Genomic DNA, 22,690 nt, shown 5'->3' with positions numbered 1-22,690 from the left:
TCTCTGTTTACAGATCACTAGGACCATTCTTCTTCTACTACCGGGTGTTTCTCTTTCTCGTCCATTTCGCGCAGCGCCTTCCGGGATATAAAGATACTGATTTCATAGAGCAAATACAGCGGCGTAAATACGATCAGCTGATCCACCACATCCGGCGGCGTAATAACGGCCGCCAGCACCAGTATCACCACAATCGCATGGCGGCGGTAGGCGCGCATGAAATCCGGCGTTATGAGGCCGATCTTGGTGAGGAAGAATACGAGGATGGGGAGCTCGAATAATACGCCCATACCCAGTATGATCTGTGTCATCAGGGAGAAGTAGTCATCCAGGAAGAACTGGTTCACTGCCTTATCCGTTACCGTATAACCGGCCAGGAAGTTAATGGTGAAGGGGGCCATCAGGAAATAGCTGAAAGCGATACCCAGGAAGAACTGGAAAGATACCCAGAAGATAACGCCCCGGGCGCCGCGCAGCTCGCGCTCCTTTAAGGCTGGTTTGATAAAACGCCAGAACTCCCAGAAGATATACGGGAAGGCCAGTACCAGCCCCAGGATGAATGCCAGTTTAAACTGCAGCATGATCTGCCCCGCCATCTTAAAGTTCTGAAATTGCACCTTTACCGGCGTAATACACATCTTATCGCCCAGCCCAACCAGGTGGCTGAACTTACACATCACTATATAAGAGGGGAAATCGGCGTTTGTGGGCCCAAAGATCACATTATCCAATATTTCCTTGGTGTATACAAAACCAAATATGCTGAACACCATGATAGCCACCACTGATCTGATAATATGCCAGCGCAGGTCCTCCAGGTGGTCGAAAAAAGACATTTCTGCCTTGTTGCTGTTATTCGCAAAAATCTTCTTAAACATTGTACCAAATAGATCAGTGTAGAATTATTACCAATTCAAGATCACAAATATATAGAAAGGTGGAAAGGAAAATGGAAAAAATAGATGGGGGGCCGGTATGCGGATGTTGTAACGTGCAGATGTGCTGATGGGTGGAGGATGAGGCATGGGCATATGGAGGATTGGATGGCAGCGCCGGCAGGACAGGGTTAATGTGCTAATGTGCAGATGCAGTGAATTGTCCGGTGTGCAGGTGAATGACGGAAGCTAAGCTGAACAGGTATGAAAAACGGATATTAAACGGAATATGAGGAATCTGGGGAAAAGAGACGCTGATATAGGTACAAAAAAAGAGCCAGCCCAAGAAGAATCAAGAGCCGGCCTTTCATCCATTGTTTGTTAACCCCAAAAAAGTTGAATTCGAGAATGTCTTCTGCTTCCAGATCTGCTGCTTATTCGATTGATGGCAAGCTTTCAAAATAAGTTTTATCTCTGGTTGCGTCTAAATTTCTATCACAAAAATAGAAAGAATTATTTTATTACCAATGTTGTAACAATATTTTTTACAACCCTTTAACAAAAATCAAATAATAGTGTTACATCATTTATAGCAAATGTATAAAATCCGTGTTAAATTCCTACTACTTTTTTTTTAAATCGATTTAGCAAACGGTTCCTAAATCGATTTTGCAAGCTTTCCTTGCGTTTGACGATGCAAATATATTAAAAATTTTCGAACAATGTCAAGGACAACTTTTTTTTCTTTTGATCTTTTACCAGGATAAGTAGTTTTTTGTCTCTTATACTACCCTTATTCTAGCCCAGGATCTTCATTTTCACCATCTCGATACGGGTGTCTGTCACGTTGAGCACGTCAAACTCGTAGTCGTCGATAATAATGCGCTCCTTAAGCCTGGGGATGGTTTCATGGTGATTGATGATATAACCGGACAGCGTTTCGCTCTCGTCTTCCGGGAAGTCGAAATTGTAACGCTCGTTCAGGTAGTCCAGCTCCAGGCGGCCGGAAAAAATATATTCTTTCTCTGCAATCTGCTTTTCTACAAACTCCTCCACGTCGTGCTCATCCTTTATTTCACCAAAGATCTCTTCCAGCACGTCCTCTATGGTCACAATACCAGCGGTGCCTCCAAACTCATCCACCACCCACGCAATACTTTTGCGTTCTTTGTTGAATTTGCTGAGCAGGTCAATGGCGCTCATGGTTTCCGGCACCACCATAATGGGATGGATAATGGCCGGAATATCCGCCGGGTTCTTGAACATATCCAGTTGGTGTATGTAACCCAGGATATTATCTATGGTACTTTCGTAGATGATGATCTTGGAAAGCTTTGTTTCCATGAATTTGCGGCGCGCCTCAGAGATGGGGCTGATGATCTCCAGGGCTTCTATCTCTTTACGCGGTATCAGGCAGCCGCGGATCTTTACATGGGCCAGGGACAACGCATTCTCAAACAGCTCTGTATTCAGCTCCTGGTTCTCTGCAAAATGCTGCTGCGACTGGCGGATGAAGTGCTCCACATCCACCCGGGCAAAAGAGGGCCTGTTTTCTATGATCCTTACATTGAACAGGTATTTGAGGATCCATTCAGAAATAGATACCAGCAGATTACCTATTACATACAAGGGTTTAGATATAACGGAAACCGGTAAGGCGAAAAAGCTCAGCAAACCCTCCGGGCGGGAGCGGAATACGGCCCGGGGAATAAAAAAGCCCAGGAATAACACCAGGAAAGTGGCCACCAATATTTCCATAAACAGCAAAAAAGGCTGATAGGTGGGGGCTACCACTGCATCCCAGAGGGGCTGGAAGATGCCGGCAAACAGGATGCCGTAGATCACCATTACAATGCCCAGGCCCAGTAAGCTGGTAGCCAGGAAGCGGGAGGGGTTTTCATTAAAACTAGCCAGGATCTTGCCGGTAGACCTGCCCTGCTTTTTCTTAAGCTCTATACTGAGCTTGTTCAGATTAGCGAAGGCTGTCTCCAGGCCTGCAAAGAAGCCGGCCAGTAGTACCAGAAAAACCAAAATAAAGATGGTATAACTGTCCATTAGAACAAATATAAAGTTTTTTTTAACAGATGGCAGCGACGTACGGTTCACTGTTATTTGAGGTTATGCCCCAGCAATTACTACGCCAGGGCTATCGGCTGCCATTCAATATGTTTAGCCGATAAAAGCAAGCACCAGCGCTTTTACGGCGGCGTATGCTTTTTCCAGCTCATCGTTCACAACAATCTCATCAAATTCGTGGGAAAAGGACAATTCATAGCGGGCTTTGGCCAGGCGTTCCTCCAGGGAATCCTTTGTTTCCGTACCACGCTCACTGAGGCGTACCCGCAGCGCTTCCAGGGATGGCGGCTCTATAAAGATGCTGAGGGCGGCCTGGTGATAGGTTTCCTTTATGGACAGGGCGCCTTTTACATCAATATCCACCAGGGGCACCTGCTGATTGTCCCAGATGCGTTGCAGCTCGCTTTTCAGTGTGCCATAATATTTACCGGCATACACCATTTCATACTCCGCAAAAGCATGTTCCTCTATTTTCTGGTGAAACTCGTCTGTACTCAGGAAATAATAATCCTTACCATGCACTTCATTACCGCGGGGCTGACGGGTGCTGGCGGAGATGGAAAATGCCAGCTGTGGCATTTCCGCTAATAATTTTTTTACGATGGTAGTTTTCCCTGCACCAGAGGGGGCAGTGATGATGATGATCTTCTCCAATGACATGCGTTAAGTTAGCTGCGTAGCCTTTAGCGGTTAGCTTTTAGCAATAGCCGTTAGCTTTTAGCTGATGGCTGTATATAACAGCTTTCAGCGGTGGCGGTTATTAATTGTTAGTCGTTGGTAGGTTGGTGTTAGCTATTAGCTTTCAGCGGTCTGCAATAAACTTGCGGTCAATCCCTAAATGCTAACAGCTAACCCCTAACCGCTGTTTTACACTCTCTTTATGTCTGCGCCCAGTTTCCTGAGCCTTTCATCAATATACTGGTAACCGCGGTCTATCTGTTCAATGTTCTGGATAGTGCTTTTACCTTCCGCGCTGAGGGCCGCGATGAGCAGGGCCACGCCGGCGCGTATATCCGGTGATGACATGGTGATACCGCGCAGCAAATGCTGCCGGCCCAGGCCTATCACTACGGCGCGGTGGGGATCGCATAACACGATCTGTGCGCCCATATCGATGAGCTTATCCACAAAGAACAGACGGCTCTCGAACATCTTCTGATGGATCATCACGCTGCCTTTGGCCTGAGTGGCCACCACCAGCACAATACTTAACAGGTCCGGCGTAAAACCGGGCCAGGGATGATCATATACGGTAAGGATGGAACCATCCAGGAAAGTCTGTATTTCGTAAGAATCCTGTGCGGGAATATAGATATCATTGCCTTGCAGCTCCAGCTGGATACCCAGCTGCCGGAATTTTTCCGGGATAATGCCCAGGTGCTCCACGCCCGCATTGCGGATGGTGATCTCGCTCTGGGTCATGGCAGCCAGGCCAATAAAGGAGCCTATTTCGATCATATCCGGCAACATGCTGTGGCTGCAGCCGGTCAGGGAGGTAACCCCTTCTATGGAAATAAGGTTAGAGCCTACCCCGCTGATCTTAGCGCCCATACTGTTCAGCATCTTGCAAAGCTGCTGTATATAGGGCTCACAGGCAGCATTATAGATGGTGGTAACGCCTTTTGCCATTACGGCGGCCATGATGATATTGGCCGTGCCGGTCACAGAAGGCTCATCCAGCAACATATAAGTGCCTTTTAAGCCCCCGTCGCCAGCTTCCAGGCGGAAGAAATTATCGTCTGTATCGTATACGAAATTTACGCCCAGCTTCTCAAAACCGATGATATGCGTATCCAGGCGGCGGCGGCCTATCTTATCGCCACCGGGCTTGGGTATATAAGCCCTGCCATAGCGCGCCAGAAGCGGGCCGGCGATCATTACCGATCCACGGAGCCTGCCGGATTTCTTTTTGAATTCCGGGCTCTGGAGATAGGCCATATCAATATTTGCAGCGGTAAATTCGCAGGTATCGCGGGTAAGGCGGTTTATTGCTACGCCTATATCGCCCAGCAACTCTATCAGCAGGTTCACATCCAGGATATCCGGTATGTTACTGATGGTTACTTTTTCCGGTGTGAGCAATACGGCGCTGATGATCTGTAAAGCTTCGTTTTTGGCACCCTGGGGCACAATTTCCCCTTTAAGGCGGTGGCCGCCTCTTACTTCGAAAGCACTGCTCACTTGTTCCTGTTTTTGTTGTATTTATTGTTGCTGTGCTTATTTGATTTACCATTGCTGCTACCGCCACCACTCTTGAACTTATTCTGCTGGTAGGATTTCCGCTTCATGCTGCTACCACCGCTGCTGGGGGTACGGTGAAATTCGCCGCCAGCGGTAAAGCTGCCGGATTCAACCACCGCCTGCTTGCTACCACCACCAGGATGGTATTCCAGCTGGCCAGCTGTAATGGTATTCAGCTCTGATTTTACGGCATCATCATGTACGCTTTCCTTATGCCAGTTGCTATAAGCCAGCTTCATGTAGTTGCCAACAGTTTGGGTAAAGCCTTCTTTCTTTTCCGGATTCTCTTCGTGCAGGGCTTTATCGATCACCATCTCCAGGTTTTTACCAAAGTGCCGCAGCTTGGGATATCTTTTAGGATAAGGCAGTCTTTCCGGCTTATACTTCAAAGTTTCGGCGGTAGGTATGGGATAAGGGGATTCTACATTCAGTTTAAAATCAGAGATCAGGAACAGGTGATCCCAGAGCTTGTGCCTGAAATCCTCTACATTCCTTAAGTGGGGGTTAAGGGTGCCCATCAGCTCTATTAAAGCCATGGCCTGACCCTGACGTACGTCTGTATCCTCGATGCTGAGCAGGTATTCTATCATTTTTTGGATATTCCTGCCATACTCCTTCATTATCAAATGATTACGTGTGGTATTGTATTCCATTAGCTGAATTGTCTGGATATTAAAAACAACAATTTTTACGGATTATTAAGTCAACTTTACGCGAAGAAACAAAGTAAGGAATAAAGTGTACTTTGCTGTGAAGTGAACGTATTTTGCAAACTTAACAAAAAAACCTCAAATAAAAAGCTAAAACTGCATCCGATATGCACCCCATCCTACTACTGCACGGCGCGCTGGGCACCAAAGCGCAGCTGGATACCACCGGTTCCATATTAGCAAAACACTACAAAGTGCATACCCTTAATTTCAGCGGTCATGGAGATGCGCCCGCCGCGGAAGCGGACCTGAGCATTCCGCTGCTGGCAAAGGATGTGCTGCATTACCTGGAAAGCCATGGCCTGCCGGCCGTGCCTATATTCGGTTACAGTATGGGTGGTTATGTGGCTATGTACCTGGCGCGGCATTACCCGTTGCGCGTGAGCCGGGTAATAACGCTGGGCACCAAATACCACTGGGATGCAGCTACCGCCGCCAAAGAGGTAAAGATGCTGGACGCCGCCGTGATCGAACAAAAAGTGCCAGCTTTTGCCAAAGCACTGCAGGAGCGGCATGCGCCCGCGGACTGGAAACAGGTGCTACGGTCCACTGCGGCGCTGATGCAGGAACTGGGACGGCAGCCATTGCTAAAGCCCACGGATTATGCGGAAATAAGCACCCCTACCCTGCTCATGTTGGGCGACCGGGACCAGATGGTAAGCCTCCAGGAAACAGTAGATGTATACAAGGCCCAGCCAGACGGCCGGCTGGCGGTGCTGCCCAATACGCCTCACCCCATTGAAAAGGTGGATGCAGCACTGGTGGCCACACTTATACAGCGATTTATGAATGAATAATGCTTTAAGTACGCGGAACGCTTTTGATGTTTTATGAGGTATCTATGCGTGAATGCTACTGATTATTCCACAACGTTGATAGTACGGTAAAAGCTCTCTTCCAGTGAAATCAGGGTCTCTGTCCTTTCTATTCCTTTGATCTTCTGTAATTCATCGTGGAGTATCCTGCGGAGCTGTGTGATATCTTTACAGATAATTTCCGCAAACATGCTGTAGCTGCCTGTGGTATAGTTCAGGCGCACCATTTCAGGTATCTTCCGCAGCTCTTTTGCAACGGTATCATACATGGAGCTTTTCTCCAGGTAGATGCCTATAAAGGCAATTACGTCATACCCGATCATTTTTAAATCTACATGTAATTTTGTACCTTTAACAATACCCAGTTCTTGTAATTTCTTCATTCTTACGTGGATAGTGCCGCCGGAAACAAACAGTTTCTTCCCCAGATCGGCATAGGAGATCTCTGCGTTATTCATCATCTCACTGATGATCTGAAGATCTAGTTTGTCAATATTCAAATTGTGACTCATTTTTACAATTTGTTTTTGATTGTTTTAAACACACATGCAAATATTTAAAAAATATCGAAATTTCAAAAATTTTTCTTAAAAAATTTGCAAAGAATAGCCTCTCTGTTTAGATTTGCATCATTGAACGTAGGGAATCAGCAAGTGATACTTACTAAAGAGCAAATATTGTGGGGTGATGGAACTGGCAGACATGCCCTCTTGTCTCGAGGGTGGGGAGTCCGGGATAAACGTAGCATAATGGGTTGACCACTAATCTTATTTGTGCTAAGGCTAACCGCCTCGTGGAGGTTCGAATCCTTCTCCTACAGCTGTTAACGGCCGTTCTGGTGAAAACCGGGACGGCCGTTTTTTTATTGCCCGGCGGTAATATACCCTTTTTTTGCCCGGTTGACCCTATTATCTTGAAAAAAACCGCGAATTATCGTCTGGCGGAAGCCGCCTGGAATGTTTGTTACGGTTCACCCATGTGATACCAATGCCCGCTGAATCTTTTTTACCACCCATCTTTATTATTTCATATACTTCCCGGCAAACCGGCTGCCATACTGTTAGAAAATCCTGTTTGAAGTTACACCACGCCTTTTAAATCCTGTTTCCGGTTTCCCAACTCGTGCCCTTACCCCGGGAAATCACCATTACCCATTGAATGATACTGATTTAACCCGCTTTTGTGTTTTAACACCAAAATGGAATATTTTTGCGCCAATGGGACAAAAGAAACTGGTACGTTTTGCGGAGATAGAAACTTTTCCTAACGTATTGATATACCCGGAGGGCATGCCGGGCAAATGGCAATCATTTTTTGGCAACCAGCACCCGCTTACGCTGGAACTGGCCTGCGGCAAGGGAGATTATACCCTGGCCCTGGCCCGGCGCTACCCGGAGCGCAATTTCCTGGGGGTAGATCTGAGGGGCAACCGCATTTGGCGGGGCGCCAAAACAGCGCTGGAAGAACCACTGCCCAATGTGGCCTTCCTCCGTACCCAGATAGACAAGCTGGACCGGTATTTTGCGCCCGGCGAGATTGGCGAAATATGGATCACCTTCCCCGATCCATTCCTGCGGCAATCCAAATCCAAGAAACGGCTTACCCATCCCAAGTTCTTACAGCTGTACCAGCCGCTGCTGGCGCCGGGAGCGGTCATCCATCTTAAAACGGATTCTCCGGAGCTCTATGCATTTACCCGGGAGGTAATAGCAGCTGTGGGCTGCGGGCTGGAAGAAGATATCCCGGACGTATATGCATTGCCGGAAGTACCGGCATTGTTACAGATAAAGACCTTTTACGAAGGTATGCACCTGAGCAACGGGCGCACCATCCGGTACCTGCGTTTTACCCTGCCGGCAGCGCCTATTGACTGGCGGCAGATAAAGTTACCTTCTGATGCAGCCACTGAGGGAGCATATTGATTTTTATTATAACGAGCAGGGCTACATGGTATTTACGGCGCAATACCACCTGGACAGAGGCCATTGCTGCGGTAATGGCTGCAGGCATTGCCCGTACGATTATGAAAAAGTGCAGGAGCCCAAAAGAACAGCCCTGCTGACTGCCCGCCGTGAACGGGAACAGGAAAAAGGAGCCGGTTAATCACCGGAAGCCATAGGACAAGGCTGGCAAAGACAGTGACTGCCGGCAACAAAAGCACTGGCAGTGGCTTCCAGCCCAAAAACATAACACCCGCCAGGCGAACCGGACCATATCCGGCTAAGCGGTCTGACCGGGAATAATTACGAGGAAAGGTAAAAGTCAACACTTTAAGCCGTATTTTGGTATCCAATAACACAAGGGAAAAAGAAAGAAGAACAAGGAGCAAGAAAAACGATCTATAGGTGCAAGTAGGCCTTTAACCCTGTAATCCTGAATTGTAACAACTTTATGTCGGCATTAAAACTAAAACTGGATCAAGATCAGCTGGTAGAAGATTTCTTTGAGAGCACCCACCTGATGGGAATTGTGTCTTCTGCCCGGGATTACCAGCTAAGCTGGCAGCTAAACAGGCAATTACATTACCCCTTCCGGGTAAATAATTCCCTGGAGATCAAACTGACCAAACACCAGCGGTCTTTTTTCTTTACGGTGTACGAATTCCAGGAGCCCACCAAATCCGTATCCCATTATCTTTATAACAATCACTGCAAGGCAGAGTTTTTGTTGCCTGAATTGAAAAATATTGACTACCTGTGGCTTATAAAAGGCGATTATTACGGGCCGCAGGATGTAAAAAAACTAACAGAAGCGTTGCGCCACGTTGAGCTGGTACAATTAGTGTCTTTATTAGATCTAAGAGAGATAAAGAACAAAGTGAATCTTATTTTCTAACATAGGACCCGCAAAAGGACAGTAACAACTATCCGGATTTTTCCGGATAGGCACCGCGCACATCATTGTTTAAACATAAACCTATTTTATGTGGCAAGAAAAGGATAATCAGCTGTACCGGGCTTTCCAGTTCAGTGATTTTAAGGAAGCGTTTGCCTTTATGACCAAAGTAGCGCTGGCTGCAGAAAAAATGGATCATCACCCGTATTGGATCAATGTATACAATAAGGTGGAGATATACCTGAGCACCCATGATGCAGGCAATGTAGTAACAGATAAGGATCACCGGTTGGCGAAGACCATAGACGGCTTGTTGTAAACATATAATGATACCTGTGAAACGTATCTGTTTTTTACTGCTCATCTTTTGTTACACCACCAGCGTATTTGCTCAACCTGCGGCTGAAGACACGCTCCTGATAGATCTGGGAGCGCCACCTGCAACCGTGGATCTGCGCCCCTATATTACGGTTGTGGAGACAACCGGTCATGTGTTATCCCTGCAACAGGTGCAGGGGCGGCCATTTATCCCGCCACAACAATCGCTGCCTGCCTGGCAAAATGCGCATAAGAACCACCGGGTATGGGATTGCTGGCTGAAATTATCCGTACGCAATACGGGCGGCAAAGATTCTACGCTTACTTTATTTACGGGTTGGCATGATTACATGTACTGGTATGTGGGCACCGGCAATGGCGGCTGGACCGCACTGTCGCATGCCGGTCTGATGCTGGATAAGGACGATGTAGGCCGCTGGGAGCGTTACGGCTTTCCCGTACAGGTGCCGGCCGGCCAATCACGCACCTTCCTGCTGCACATCATCAATAAATCCTTTAACGGCAAACCCCTTGCGCCGGTATTGTTTAACGCGCTGCAATATGAGCGCTTCCGTAATAACGGGCTCAATACCTACCGGGCGCCGGCGGTGGTGATACAGGTAATACTGGGTATGCTGCTGGTATTCCTTACCATTGCCATTATCAACTATACCCAGCTGCCGGACCGCTCTTACCTGTACTTTGCGGCCTATATTATGGGGCTGGTGCTTTTCTTTGCGCTACGCCTGGAAAGCAAACCGTACCAGCTGTCTGTTTTTCACCGCTGGCCCATGCTTAAGTATTACTGGGACGCGCCCGCCATGCTGTTCTGCTTTTATTTTATGTACCTGTTGTTTGGCAACGCCTTCCTGAACCTGAAGGAAAGGTATCCCTACATGCAACGGATCTTTAACATATCTGCCGCCTGCACCGGCGGTGTTATACTCATCTGCTTCTTCTGCATATTCTGGGAAAAATATCATATCCCGGGTATTATATACGGTTATGTATACCTGGCTACGCTGTTGCCGCTGCTGGTGATCTTTATCGCACTGGCCAAGCGTTCCCGCCATCATCCGCTGATCCGGTTCTTCCTGTTTGGCTCCCTTTGCTTTTATATGGCCTACCTGGCCTCTTTCCTGTTGCGGATAAAATCTTTAGGACTAACAGGCGCATTGGGCGAGCTCTCCGCCCCTTCTATGCTGATGATGACCGGCATATTATTGCAGGCCATGTTTTTCCTGGCTGGCTTAAGCTACCGTAATAAACTGGTGCATCACGAACGTACCAAAACCCAGGAAATGCTGATCAAACAGCTGAATAAGAACAAAGAGCTGCAACGCAAGCTCAACGAGCAGCTGGAAGAACTGGTAAAGGAACAAACCTCCGAAATACTGCGTAAAAAACAGGAACTGGAAGAACAGCGGCAGATCCAGCTGAATATAGAATACGATAAAAAACTAACGGAGATAGAGCTAAAGGCCATACGGGCACAGATAAATCCCCACTTTATTTTTAACTGCCTTAATTCCATACAGCTGTTTGTAATGCAACGGGATTATGAGTACGCGCAGAAGTACCTGTCTGATTTTTCCTACCTGATCCGGAAAACACTGGATTTTTCCCGGCGTAATTTTATTACTTTAACGGATGAGATCACCTACCTGAATACATACCTGGGACTGGAGAAAATGCGTTTTGAGAATAAAATGGAATACGATATCCGGGTAGACCCGGCCCTGGCCACCACGGAACTGGAAATACCGGCCATGCTGCTGCAACCCTATGTGGAGAATGCGGTAAAACACGGGATGACCAACCCCGATCAGACCATCGGACAGCTGATCATCCGTTTCCAGCAGCTGGATGCGGATGTGCTGGAATGCGTGATAGAGGACAATGGCATTGGCATTACCCGCTCCCGGGAGCTGCGCACTTTACCCAAACACCACCAGTCTTCCGGTATGGAGATCAGTTTTAACCGGGCGGAATTATTAAATAAAATGTACAATACGGACATCCATATAGAAATAATAGACAAATCCCATCGTAACTTTACGGAAAGCGGTACTATCGTAAGGATCCTGATACCGCAACTGTAGCATACCCCAATAGTGAACTTATGATAAAAGCTATTATTATCGACGATGAACGAAACAGCCGGGATATCATTGCGCTTATGCTGGGCAAATACTGCCCCCAGGTGCAGATAGCAGATACGGCTTCTGACTGCGCAGACGGTATCCAAAAGATAAAACAGCACCAGCCAGAACTGGTATTCCTGGACCTGGAAATGCCGGACGGTACCGGGTTTGACGTACTACAGGGTACGCAGGAGGACGCATTTGAAGCCGTATTTGTCACGGCTTTTGAAAAGAAATTCCTGCACACCATCCGTTTCAGCGAGGTAGAGATCATCTTAAAACCTATTGATAAGGAAAGCCTGCTGCAGGCGGTGCAAACCGTGGCCGGCCGCATACTGTCGCAAGCCAGCAAACACCGCTACCGGGTACTGCTGGATAACTTCAACCATGGCAAACAAACCAGCTGGGAAATGGTGCTGCCGCTTGTTAACGGGGAGGATACCACCATTAATACCGCCAATATAGAATACCTGGAAGCCAATACGGATAAATGCACTTTTTATATGGCGGATGGCAGCGCATTGCAGGCAGAGCGCGGCTTCCGCCATTATGCGGACCTGTTCATCCCCCTGCGGTTCTACCAGGTGAATAACACCCAATTGGTGCAATTATCGCATATTCATCGCGTTATGCAGGACAGTCATCATATTCTGCTTAATAGTGGCGCCAAACTGGAGATAACAGAACGAAGGAAAAAGGACTTGCTTACTTTTCATAAATAACCTGATAATTAACGTTTTTTGGCAACATTTTAGCACTATTCAGGCTAAACCATCATCAATGAAAAAGCGAACTTTAAAGGCTTTATGTGGTGTGCTGGCCGCAGGCATATTATTAAGCAGCTGCGTAGTACACCGGGAGGGCCCTTCCACTAATTTACCACCGGGACAAGCCAAGAAAATATACGGTACCAAATCTGCCAAACCATTTGCACCGGGGCAACAGAAAAAAGGATACTAAAAGAAAAGGCCGTATCGCATTGATACGGCCTTTTCTTTTATGTTGACGACAATCCTTTTTTTATCCATTCATGGAGATCAGGAATTCTTCGTTGTTCTTTGTGCCACGCATGTGCTGCAGCATAAAGTTCATGGATTCTTCCGTATTCATATCGGCCAGGTGATTGCGGAGGATGTAGATACGTTTGAGCATATCTTTTTCCAGCAGTAATTCATCACGGCGGGTAGAGGATGCAGTAACGTCAATGGCCGGGAAGATACGCCTGTTGGCCAGTTTACGATCCAGCTGCAATTCCATGTTACCGGTACCTTTGAACTCTTCAAAGATCACCTCATCCATTTTAGAACCGGTATCGATCAATGCGGTAGCGAGTATGGTAAGGGAACCACCGTTCTCTATTTTACGGGCGGCGCCAAAGAATTGTTTTGGTTTCTGCATGGCGTTCGCTTCCACACCACCACTCAGCACTTTACCAGATGCAGGCGCCACGGTGTTATGCGCACGGGCCAAACGGGTAATGGAATCCAGCAGGATCACTACATCGTGGCCGCACTCTACCAGGCGTTTTGCTTTTTGCAGGGCAATGGCAGATACTTTTACGTGTTTTTCTGCCGGTTCGTCAAAGGTAGAAGCGATCACCTCTGCCTTTACGCTACGCTCCATATCGGTTACTTCCTCAGGGCGTTCGTCTATCAGCACTACCATCAGGTATACTTCCGGGTGGTTGGTGGCAATAGCGTTGGCTACTTCTTTCAGCAACATGGTCTTACCCACTTTAGGCTGCGCTACTATTAGTCCGCGCTGGCCTTTACCAATGGGGGTAAACATATCCATGATACGGGTAGAGTAGTTATTGGAAGTAGTGGTGAGCCTTAATTTCTCAAAGGGGAATAAAGGCGTCAGATAATCGAAAGGCACGCGGTCGCGTACTTCTTCCGGTTGTTTGCCGTTGATGGTTTCCACCTTCAACAGGGCAAAGTATTTTTCACCCTCTTTAGGCGGCCGTACGGAACCTTTTACGGTATCGCCGGTCTTTAAGCCAAACAGTTTTATCTGTGAAGGGGAAACATAAATATCGTCCGGGGAACTGAGGTAGTTGTAATCAGAAGAGCGGAGGAAACCATAACCATCGGGCATCATTTCCAATACGCCTTCGCTAACAATAATACCGTCAAACTCAATGTTGAAAACAGGTTCTTTTTTTGCGGGGAAACGCTGTGGCGCCCTGGTGGTAGTAACCACTGGTTCGTCGGGCAGCACAAAATCATCTTCATCATCTTCTTCTTCGGCTACAGTTGCTTCTTCTTCTTCCTCTTCTTCGTGCTCATCTTCTGTAAATGCGGGCAGCACAATATCATCGTCGTCATCAAAAGTGAGGGAAGGAATGCTATCCAGGTCTATATCAAAATCCTTTGTTTTGGATTTAGTTGTTTCTGCTTTAGGTTGCTCCTCTTCCGGTTCATGGTCATGATCATGATCTGCTTTTGTTTTAGTGCCGGGTTTTCTTCCGCGTTTGGCGGGCTTTTCTTCTGAGGGAGCAGGTTCTTCAGCTACTGGAGTTTCTTCTTCTTCTTTCTTTGTTGGTTTCCGTTTACGTGTTTTCTTTTCTTCGCCATTGGCCGGGTTACCTTCTGAGGCCATTACTGCCTGCTTGTCGAGGATCTTGTAGATTAAATCCTGTTTGCTGAGTTTCTTTGCGTTAGTTACATCGAGTTTTTCTGCAATATCAAGCAGCTCAGGAACGAGCATGTCGTTCAATTGTAAGATGTCGTACATCATCGTGAGTTGTCAAATTTTAGGAGTGTGTTGAGGCGGGTACCACTACATACCAACATACACCAATTACAAATAATTGTTTTTTTGAGTCCAATAAATTTAATTTGGTTATTAAATCTGATAGGGATGTTGAGTTGAGAAACTGCTGATGAAGGTGGATACTTTAAACTTAATCAGGCAGATTATAAATGCAAGATTAATACAAGTTTTATTATTATCCAAAAAAAGTTGGACAGCTGTCACCCTCAAAGATCATTGCCCATGGCAGGGTCCACTACATCTGGCCTGTCTAAAACCAATCCTGTGGCCAGTTCCGCTTACTCTCTTTTTTCATAGTGTGCTGGCGGGTTTCCGGGCGGGGTATACAGATTTAACATTTTTTTGTGCTAATTGTACCGGCCCTTTTCTAGTGATAAAGAAACCCGGGTACTATGGACTCTGACCATTAACCCTTATTTTTGCAATCCAAAAAATCAAATTATGAGCCAAAGAACGAAAGTCAAACAAATATTGGCCGATGAAAAGGTCCAATACGACGTAACGGTAAAAGGTTGGATACGGTCTTTCCGTAACAATCAATTTATAGCGTTAAACGATGGCTCTACTAATAATAATCTGCAGATCGTAATAGACCCGGCTACAGATCCGGCATTACAGAAGCGGTTCACTGCCGGCGCGGCCATTAGCGTAAGGGGCGAAGTGATCGCTTCCCAGGGTAAAGGACAACGTGTGGAAGTAAAGGCCCGGGAAGTGGAAATACTGGGCGATTCTGACCCGGAAAAATATCCCCTGCAGCTAAAGAACAAACCCAGCCTGGAATACCTGCGCGAGATAGCCCACCTGCGTTTCCGCACCAATACCTTTGGCGCGGTGTTCCGGGTACGGCATTCCCTGGCTTTTGCCGTGCACCAGTTCTTTAACGAACGCGGGTTTGTATACCTGCATACGCCGGTAATCACCGCCTCTGATGCAGAAGGCGCCGGTGAAATGTTCCGGGTTACCACGCTGCCGCTTAACAACCTGCCGCGTGATGTAGATGGTGAGATAGATTTTAAGGAAGATTTCTTTGGCCGTGCCACCAACCTTACCGTATCCGGTCAGCTGGAAGGTGAACTGGGCGCCATGGCATTTGGCGATATCTATACTTTTGGCCCTACTTTCCGGGCAGAGAATTCCAACACCGCCCGTCACCTGGCGGAGTTCTGGATGATAGAGCCGGAAATGGCTTTCTATGACCTGGAAGATAACATGAACCTGGCAGAGGCCTTTATTAAATACGTGATCAACTACGTATTACAGCATAACCGCGAAGACCTGGAATTTCTGGCGCAGCGCCTGGTAGAAGAAGAAAAGCAGAAACCACAGCAGGAGCGCAGTGAAATGAGCCTGCTGGAGAAGCTGGAGTTTGTTGTGAACAATGAATTTATGCGCCTTACCTATACAGAGGCCATTGATATACTCAAAAACAGCAAACCCAATAAGAGCAAAAAGTTCCAGTACCTGATAGAAGATTGGGGTGCAGACCTGCAAAGCGAGCACGAACGTTACCTGGTAGAAAAACACTTTAAGAAGCCGGTGATCCTCACAGATTATCCCGCGGCCATTAAAGCGTTCTATATGAAACAGAATGAGGATGGCAAAACCGTACGCGCCATGGACATCCTGTTCCCCGGTATTGGCGAGATAGTAGGCGGCTCCCAGCGTGAGGAGAACTACGATAAGCTGGTAACCCGTATGGAACAGATGCACCTGCCGGTAGAAGAGCTGTCCTGGTACCTGGATACCCGCCGCTTTGGCGCCTGCCCGCACGCAGGTTTTGGCCTTGGCTTTGAAAGGCTGGTGCTGTTTGTGACCGGTATGGGCAACATCCGCGATGTAATACCTTTCCCCCGTACGCCCAAGAGCGCAGAATTCTAGTGTACCTACCACCGGTCATGGCAAGCGGCCGGCAACCATAAACCATTACTGCCCGTGTGTTATTCATGCGGGCAGTTTTTTTATGCCCCTCTCCCCCACCCCTTATTATCTGTTAAAAAAATACCCATCATAAATTTTTATGCTTTTTATGGAATCGGATTTTTTGCTGCATCTCTATAATCAAAAGCAATCATCCATTTCTAATATATAAATCGCTCTTTTATGGCTGAAATCAACACTGCTTCCTCCCCCGGCAAAGGCCGGGGGACTGTGCGCCGAAAAGTACATTCCACCCGCGTAGACATGACGCCCATGGTAGACCTGGGCTTTTTACTGATCACTTTTTTTATGCTGACCACCACTTTGGCAAAACCCAAGACCATGGACATGGTAATGCCGCGCGATGATGGCGACTCCTCGAAGCTGGCCGACAGTAAAGCGCTGACCATTATGCTGGGGCAAAAGAACCAGATAGCGTGGTATGAAGGCATAGGCAATGATCCGCAGCACCCGCCACAGATAAAATATGCCAGCTTTGCCACCCGGGAAGGTATTGGTGATGTGATACGCGCCAAACGCCGCCAGGTAATTGAGCATTTTGGCAAAAATGACCTGATGGTGCTGATCAAAGCGGATGATAATGCCAACTACAAAAATGTAGTGGACCTTATGGACGAACTCTTGATCAATAATGTAGTCCGTTATGCCATGATGGACATAACTCCGGAAGAAAAGGGCTACCTGCATTAGCAGGTACCCTTTTTTATCCATTTTACCAGTTTTCAGGCAATCCCCGCCATTCCTCCCCCCGCAATAGTAATTCAGTAACTCTGCGCACCCCAGGCACTGTTAACCTCCTACATTTATCGCCGTCATAAGAATCCCCCGAACGGCAATCAGTTTGTTAGCTAAGGCTGTACAACATAGCATCCACCACACCAAACATTCATACTTATGTCAACGTACTCCCCAGCTCCCCACACGGTTACTGATACAGTGGCCGGAGAAAAGATCGCTTCCTTTAAGGCATCCCTGCGCGGCGAATTAATTGAGCCAGACCATGCCGATTATGATACCGTGCGTAAAGTATATAACGGTATGATTGACCGTCATCCCCGTTTTATTGCCCGCTGTACAGATGTGGCAGATGTGGTGAATGCCGTCAATTTTTGCCGGGAAAACCAGCTGCTTACCGCAGTACGCAGTGGCGGCCATAATGGCGCCGGCCTGGGTATGTGCGATGATGGGCTGGTAATAGACCTTTCGCCCATGAAAGGCATCACCGTGGACCCCGCGGCGCAAACTGCCTGGGTAGAAGCCGGCTGCACGCTGGGCGATCTTGACAAAGCCGTGCATCCATTTGGACTGGCTACCCCCAGCGGCATAATTTCCACCACCGGCGTAGGCGGCATCACCTTAGGTGGCGGCCTGGGGCACCTGACCCGCAAATATGGCCTGGCCATAGATAATGTGCTCTCTGCCAGCGTAGTACTGGCTGATGGCAGTTTTGTAAAAGCCAGCCCCACTGAAAACGAAGACCTGTTCTGGGCCATCCGTGGCGGTGGCGGTAATTTTGGGGTGATCACCTCTTTTGTGTTCCGCCTGCATACGCTTAGCCAGGTATATGGCGGCCCTATGTTATGGGAAATGGACCAGGCCGTTGATGTACTGAAATGGTACCGTGAGTTTATTGTGATAGCACCAGAAGCGCTGAACGGCTTTTTTGCCTTTATGACCGTACCTCCGGCACCGCCGTTCCCGGAACACCTGCATAACAAAAAAATGTGCGGCGTGGTATGGGCTTATGCCGGACCCGCGGAAAAAGCGGAAGCCCTGCTGGACCCCATCTATAATCGTATTCCGCCCGCACTGGACCTGCTGGGATATTTACCCGTGCCCGCGCTGAACAGCATGTTTGACGGATTGTACCCTCCCGGCCTGCAGTGGTACTGGAAAGGCGACTATGTAAATGAGATCAGCGATGCAGCCATAGAAGCCCATGTGAAATACGGCGAACAGCTGCCCAGCATGCACTCCACCATGCACCTGTACCCCATTAACGGCGCTACCCGCCGGGTGGGCGATTCAGAGACCGCCTGGGCCTACCGCAAGGCCAACTGGGCGCAGGTGATCGTAGGCGTGGACCCTGATCCCGCCAACCGCGACGCCATCACCACCTGGGCTAAAGACTATTGGGAAGCATTACACCCTTATTCCGCCGGCGGCTCCTATATTAATTTTATGATGGAAGAGGGAGAAGAACGTATTAAAGCCACTTACGGGAATAACTACGACCGTTTGGTAGCCGTAAAGAATAAATACGACCCGGGTAACCTGTTCTGCGTAAATCAGAATATCAAACCCACTGTTGTTTAATTGTCATGATAAGTGTATATTTAGTATAAGTATGAGCCTTTAGTCCGAAAGAGAGTCTATCAACCAACACACCAAACAATGGAACATTAAGGGAACACGTTATGATACCGGCTAGAGGCGGCCTTTATAACATCCTTATGCGTATACATTTATCGGGTCACACCACACTGTTACTGCTACTGGCAATGGGCGCGCGTGCGCAGATGCCGGCGGACGGTTTTCCCATGCAGAAAGGAGAGATCTGCGTGGTAGCAGCTGCCGGCCAAAGCCGGTGGACGGATTATTGGGAAGGCAAGCGACTGCGCGATAACCCCAATATCGGGCGCTTCACCTCTACCCAGATATCCCCTATGCTGGGCTGGGGCATTAGCCAGCGGCTGAATGTATTTGCCGCCCTGCCCTATATCAGCAATACCTCTAATGCCGGTACCATGGCCCATAAAAAGGGCTGGCAGGATTTTTCCATGGACGTTAAGTACCGTTTTCTGCAGCTGCAGCGGAAGGGCATGCGCTATTCCGCCTTTGCCAATGCCGGATTTTCTGTACCGGCCAGTTCTTATGTGCCGGACTTTCTGCCTTATTCTATTGGCCTGGGCGCCAAAACCGCCCACCTGCGCCTCATCAACCACTTACAATGGCGTAACCGCCTGTTTACCACCATACAAACCGGGTACACGGCAAAAAGCAAGATCACCGTGGATCGCAGCAGCTATTATAACGACGGCTGGCATTACAGCCATGAAATGCCGGTGCCGGATGTATGGGACGGCGCGGTACATGCCGGTTATGACCATCCACATTTCCGGGCGGATGCACATTTTACCTGGAGCCAGAGCACATCCGGGTCTGATATCCGCCGGTATGATATGCCCTATCCATTTAACCGTATGAATATGACCACGGCGGGCGTTTATGCTTTATGGCGGCTGCCGGGCTTCCGCGATCTGGCCGTTATTGGCAATGCAGAACAAACCCTCAGCGGCCGTAATGTAGGCAAGGCATTTGCCTGGATGGGCGGCCTCCAATATGTTTTTACACTCGCTAAAAAAGATACAGATGAAAAGTAAGGCGCTCCCCTTGTCCATATGCCTGGTTATGATGATATTTTGCGTGGTTTGTTGTGATAAAGAAGTGCAGGAGAGAGCCCTTCCCTCCTTTGAATCCACTGCCATAGATGCCAGCGGCGGTACCTGGCGGCCCATCATATTGGGCAGCGCCACAGATATTTCCGTGGCCCCGGCCAGCACCACCGGCAGTGCAGACTACCTGCTGGAAATAGGCCAGATCGTACAAATGCAACAAAGCATCAGCAATGTAGACCGTGCGCTTATTGACCAATGGAAAGGCAACGGCGTATTACGTTGGAATGAGAAGATCCGCGCCCTGGTAGCCCGGTATAACCTGGCGCCGGAACCCACCGCAGATGGTACCTACCCGGCGCCCAGCGCCGCCAACCCCGCCGGCCCGCCGGCATTCCCTTTTGCCAACCCGGTATATGCAGGCCGGGCCTATGCCTATTTCAGCGTGGCTATGTATGATGCGCTGATTGCCTGCTGGTACCATAAATTCAAAAATAACCGGCCCCAACCCGCAGTAGCCAGTAACCTGGTGCAGGCGCTGGAGACCTACCAGATAGATATGCCCGGCTACCCATCCGCAGACGCGGTGATGGCCCAAGTAGGCTACCGCATGCTAAAAACGCTTTTCCCTGTGGATAGCGCGGAGATCCTGAATATGGCCAATGGCCACAAAAGGGCCAAACTGTTATCCGGTATGGCCAGCCCCAGCGATATAGCTGCGGGAGAGGCTATTGCCAATGCCGTGGTGGACAAAGTAATGGCTCGTTTCCGTACGGATGGTATGGGCCAGTCCCTGGGCTCGCCCGCCCAGTGGGCACAGCTGGCCGCAAGCGCCAAAGCGCGCGGCATAAGCACCACCTGGAAAAGCATGGAAATACCGGCCCGCCCGCCTATGTTGCCTTTTTTTGGCAATGTAAAATTGTGGAACATCAACACCGCCCAACGGGATTCTTTACGGCCGCCGCCACCACCTGCCATAGGCTCTGAACAGTTTAACAAGGATATGGAAGAGCTGCGCGGCTATACCAGCCACCCTACAGATGAACAATGGCGGATAGCCACGTTCTGGTCAGATGGGCTGGGCTCCTTTACGCCGCCGGGCCACTGGAATGAGATAGCCGGTGAAAGCATTGCCCGGCATCAACTCAGCGAAATAAAAACCGCCCGCGCCATGGCCCTGCTGAACATGGCCCTCTGCGATGCCGGCATCTGCTGCTGGGACGCCAAGTCCTTCTACTATTATCCACGTCCCACACAAATGGATGAAAGGATAAAAACCATAGGGCTGCCTAATTTCCCTTCCTATACATCCGGCCACTCCACTTTTTCCGGCGCAGCTGCTGCTGTGCTGGGCTACCTGTTCCCGGATGAGGGGCAGCGTTTTATTGATATGGCGCAGGAAGCCAGTATGTCGCGCATTTATGGCGGCATCCATTACCGGTTTGACTGTGAGGCAGGGTTGAAATGCGGTAATGCGATCGGCAGCTTTTCTGTAAGATGGGGACAAACCGATGGTAGCAATTGACGCGAATAGAGGGCTTTTTAAGTACCTTTAGTTCTCTTAAATAATCCATTATGGCAACCATCACTCATTCCATCCCTGTTGTAGACCTGGCCGCCTTTACCTCCGGCGACGCCAAAAGTAAAGCTGAATTTGTGCAGGCATTGGGTAAAGCCTATGAAGAAGTAGGTTTTGTAGCGGTAAAGAACCATGGTATACCCGATGCATTGATCGCAGACCTGTATAAATACGTGCAAAGCTTCTTTGCACTGCCCTCCGATACCAAATACCAGTACGAAATACCAGAGCTGGCAGGCCAGCGCGGTTATACTTCTTTTGGGAAAGAGCATGCCAAAGGATTTGATGCGCCAGACCTGAAAGAGTTCTTCCAGTTTGGACAAACCGTGGAAGATGATGACCCGGTAGCAGACGAATACCCACCCAATGTAGTGGTGAAAGAAGTGCCGGAATTTACGCCCACTTTCCAGAAAGCGTACCGCGCATTTGAGCAATCCGGCCAGCACCTGTTAAGGGCCATTGCATTGTACCTGGGGCTGGATGAACAATTCTTTGATCAGAATGTCCATAATGGCAATTCTATCCTGCGCGCCATCCATTATCCGCCTATTACACAAGAACCTGAATCTGCCATCCGCGCAGAGCAGCATGAAGATATCAACCTGATCACCTTATTGGTAGGCGCTTCTGCAGACGGTTTACAGATCCTGGATAAACAGGATAACTGGGTGCCGGTTACCTCTTTACCGGAGCAGATCGTCGTAAACGTAGGCGATATGCTGCAACGGCTTACCAACAACCGTTTAAAATCCACTACCCACCGCGTGGTGAACCCACCACGGGAAATGTGGCATACCAGCCGTTATTCCATTCCATTTTTCCTGCATCCCAAATCCGGCATGCGGCTGGATTGCCTGGAGAGCTGCGTAGACGACAAGCATCCGCTGGAGTATGAGCCCATTACGGCCGGCGAATACCTGGATGAACGTTTACGGGAAATTGGCTTAAAGAAATAATCATGCAGGTATCCGGATGAAAATGTTCCGCAT

At 48.6% G+C, this 22,690-nt stretch carries 21 protein-coding genes; 14 read left to right on the top strand and 7 right to left on the bottom strand.

All coding sequences use genetic code 11. The features are described from left to right. Window positions 1-17: 17 nt before the first annotated feature. The 5 genes from tatC to F0L74_RS04715 all read right to left on the bottom strand — a co-directional run bounded on the left by tatC (window position 18) and on the right by F0L74_RS04715 (window position 5,812). On the bottom strand, window positions 18-878 hold the full coding sequence (gene tatC / locus F0L74_RS04735) for a twin-arginine translocase subunit TatC (protein WP_149836663.1): 861 nt from the start codon (window positions 876-878) through the stop codon (window positions 18-20). Window positions 879-1,673: 795 nt separating this feature from the next. After that, complete coding sequence (locus F0L74_RS04730; protein WP_149836662.1) at window positions 1,674-2,930, bottom strand: hemolysin family protein; 1,257 nt, start codon at window positions 2,928-2,930, stop codon at window positions 1,674-1,676. Between the two features lie 114 nt (window positions 2,931-3,044). After that, window positions 3,045-3,611, bottom strand: a complete 567-nt coding sequence (gene gmk, locus F0L74_RS04725) for a guanylate kinase (protein WP_149836661.1) — start codon at window positions 3,609-3,611, stop codon at window positions 3,045-3,047. A gap of 207 nt (window positions 3,612-3,818) precedes the next feature. After that, window positions 3,819-5,132, bottom strand: coding sequence for a UDP-N-acetylglucosamine 1-carboxyvinyltransferase (gene murA / locus F0L74_RS04720; RefSeq protein ID WP_149836660.1), 1,314 nt, complete (start codon window positions 5,130-5,132; stop codon window positions 3,819-3,821). Next, window positions 5,129-5,812 carry a DUF4290 domain-containing protein gene (locus F0L74_RS04715; protein WP_246197621.1) on the bottom strand — a complete coding sequence of 228 codons (684 nt, stop codon included), beginning with the start codon at window positions 5,810-5,812 and terminating at the stop codon, window positions 5,129-5,131. Before F0L74_RS04715 ends, murA begins: the two co-directional genes overlap by 4 nt. Window positions 5,813-6,009: 197 nt before the next feature. Here F0L74_RS04715 and F0L74_RS04710 point away from each other — a divergent pair, with 197 nt between their 5' ends. Beyond that, window positions 6,010-6,699 (top strand): alpha/beta fold hydrolase, encoded by a 690-nt coding sequence (locus tag F0L74_RS04710; RefSeq protein WP_149836658.1) that lies wholly within the window; start codon window positions 6,010-6,012, stop codon window positions 6,697-6,699. A gap of 62 nt (window positions 6,700-6,761) precedes the next feature. Here the strand turns inward: F0L74_RS04710 and F0L74_RS04705 are convergent, their stop codons facing one another. Then, a complete protein-coding gene (locus F0L74_RS04705) occupies window positions 6,762-7,229 on the bottom strand; it encodes an Lrp/AsnC ligand binding domain-containing protein (RefSeq protein WP_029465139.1) in 468 nt (155 codons plus the stop codon). Window positions 7,230-7,934: 705 nt separating this feature from the next. Between F0L74_RS04705 and trmB the strand changes: the two genes are divergently transcribed. The 7 genes from trmB (at window position 7,935) to F0L74_RS04670 (ending at window position 12,974) form a co-directional block, all read left to right on the top strand. After that, on the top strand, window positions 7,935-8,639 hold the full coding sequence (gene trmB / locus F0L74_RS04700) for a tRNA (guanosine(46)-N7)-methyltransferase TrmB (protein WP_149836657.1): 705 nt from the start codon (window positions 7,935-7,937) through the stop codon (window positions 8,637-8,639). Beyond that, on the top strand, window positions 8,614-8,820 hold the full coding sequence (locus tag F0L74_RS04695) for a C1orf53 family protein (protein WP_149836656.1): 207 nt from the start codon (window positions 8,614-8,616) through the stop codon (window positions 8,818-8,820). Before trmB ends, F0L74_RS04695 begins: the two co-directional genes overlap by 26 nt. Before the next feature lie 288 nt (window positions 8,821-9,108). Continuing rightward, window positions 9,109-9,552 (top strand): IPExxxVDY family protein, encoded by a 444-nt coding sequence (locus tag F0L74_RS04690; protein ID WP_149836655.1) that lies wholly within the window; start codon window positions 9,109-9,111, stop codon window positions 9,550-9,552. Between the two features lie 88 nt (window positions 9,553-9,640). Next, a complete protein-coding gene (locus F0L74_RS04685) occupies window positions 9,641-9,871 on the top strand; it encodes a 4a-hydroxytetrahydrobiopterin dehydratase (protein WP_149836654.1) in 231 nt (76 codons plus the stop codon). 16 nt (window positions 9,872-9,887) lie between these two features. Beyond that, the gene (locus F0L74_RS04680; RefSeq protein ID WP_188315861.1) at window positions 9,888-11,972 is read left to right on the top strand and encodes a histidine kinase; all 2,085 of its coding nucleotides are present in this window, start codon (window positions 9,888-9,890) and stop codon (window positions 11,970-11,972) included. A 20-nt stretch (window positions 11,973-11,992) separates the two neighbouring features. Beyond that, the gene (locus F0L74_RS04675; protein ID WP_149836652.1) at window positions 11,993-12,736 is read left to right on the top strand and encodes a LytR/AlgR family response regulator transcription factor; all 744 of its coding nucleotides are present in this window, start codon (window positions 11,993-11,995) and stop codon (window positions 12,734-12,736) included. Between the two features lie 58 nt (window positions 12,737-12,794). Next, window positions 12,795-12,974 (top strand): hypothetical protein, encoded by a 180-nt coding sequence (locus F0L74_RS04670; protein ID WP_149836651.1) that lies wholly within the window; start codon window positions 12,795-12,797, stop codon window positions 12,972-12,974. Window positions 12,975-13,034: 60 nt separating this feature from the next. Here F0L74_RS04670 and rho read toward each other — a convergent pair whose 3' ends face one another. Next, entirely contained in the window at window positions 13,035-14,750 is a 1,716-nt protein-coding gene (gene rho / locus F0L74_RS04665) for a transcription termination factor Rho (protein WP_149837232.1), read from the bottom strand. Between the two features lie 480 nt (window positions 14,751-15,230). Between rho and asnS the strand changes: the two genes are divergently transcribed. From asnS to F0L74_RS04635, 6 genes are all read left to right on the top strand, one after another. Beyond that, window positions 15,231-16,667, top strand: coding sequence for an asparagine--tRNA ligase (gene asnS / locus F0L74_RS04660; RefSeq protein ID WP_149836650.1), 1,437 nt, complete (start codon window positions 15,231-15,233; stop codon window positions 16,665-16,667). Window positions 16,668-16,889: 222 nt separating this feature from the next. Next, on the top strand, window positions 16,890-17,417 hold the full coding sequence (locus tag F0L74_RS04655) for an ExbD/TolR family protein (RefSeq protein WP_149836649.1): 528 nt from the start codon (window positions 16,890-16,892) through the stop codon (window positions 17,415-17,417). Window positions 17,418-17,621: 204 nt separating this feature from the next. Continuing rightward, a complete protein-coding gene (locus F0L74_RS04650) occupies window positions 17,622-19,043 on the top strand; it encodes an FAD-binding oxidoreductase (protein ID WP_149836648.1) in 1,422 nt (473 codons plus the stop codon). Between the two features lie 137 nt (window positions 19,044-19,180). Beyond that, window positions 19,181-20,110 carry a hypothetical protein gene (locus F0L74_RS04645; RefSeq protein ID WP_149836647.1) on the top strand — a complete coding sequence of 310 codons (930 nt, stop codon included), beginning with the start codon at window positions 19,181-19,183 and terminating at the stop codon, window positions 20,108-20,110. Window positions 20,111-20,138: 28 nt separating this feature from the next. Beyond that, on the top strand, window positions 20,139-21,647 hold the full coding sequence (locus F0L74_RS04640; RefSeq protein ID WP_213086890.1) for a phosphatase PAP2 family protein: 1,509 nt from the start codon (window positions 20,139-20,141) through the stop codon (window positions 21,645-21,647). A gap of 50 nt (window positions 21,648-21,697) precedes the next feature. Next, window positions 21,698-22,657, top strand: a complete 960-nt coding sequence (locus F0L74_RS04635) for an isopenicillin N synthase family dioxygenase (RefSeq protein ID WP_149836645.1) — start codon at window positions 21,698-21,700, stop codon at window positions 22,655-22,657. The last annotated feature ends 33 nt before the right edge of the window (window positions 22,658-22,690 follow it).

The sequence above is a fragment of the Chitinophaga agrisoli genome (assembly GCF_008386695.1).
In the GTDB taxonomy this organism is placed as follows: Bacteria; Bacteroidota; Bacteroidia; order Chitinophagales; family Chitinophagaceae; genus Chitinophaga; species Chitinophaga agrisoli.
The sequence above is the reverse complement of the archived record's forward strand: the minus strand, read 5'-3'. Positions and strand labels throughout refer to the sequence as shown.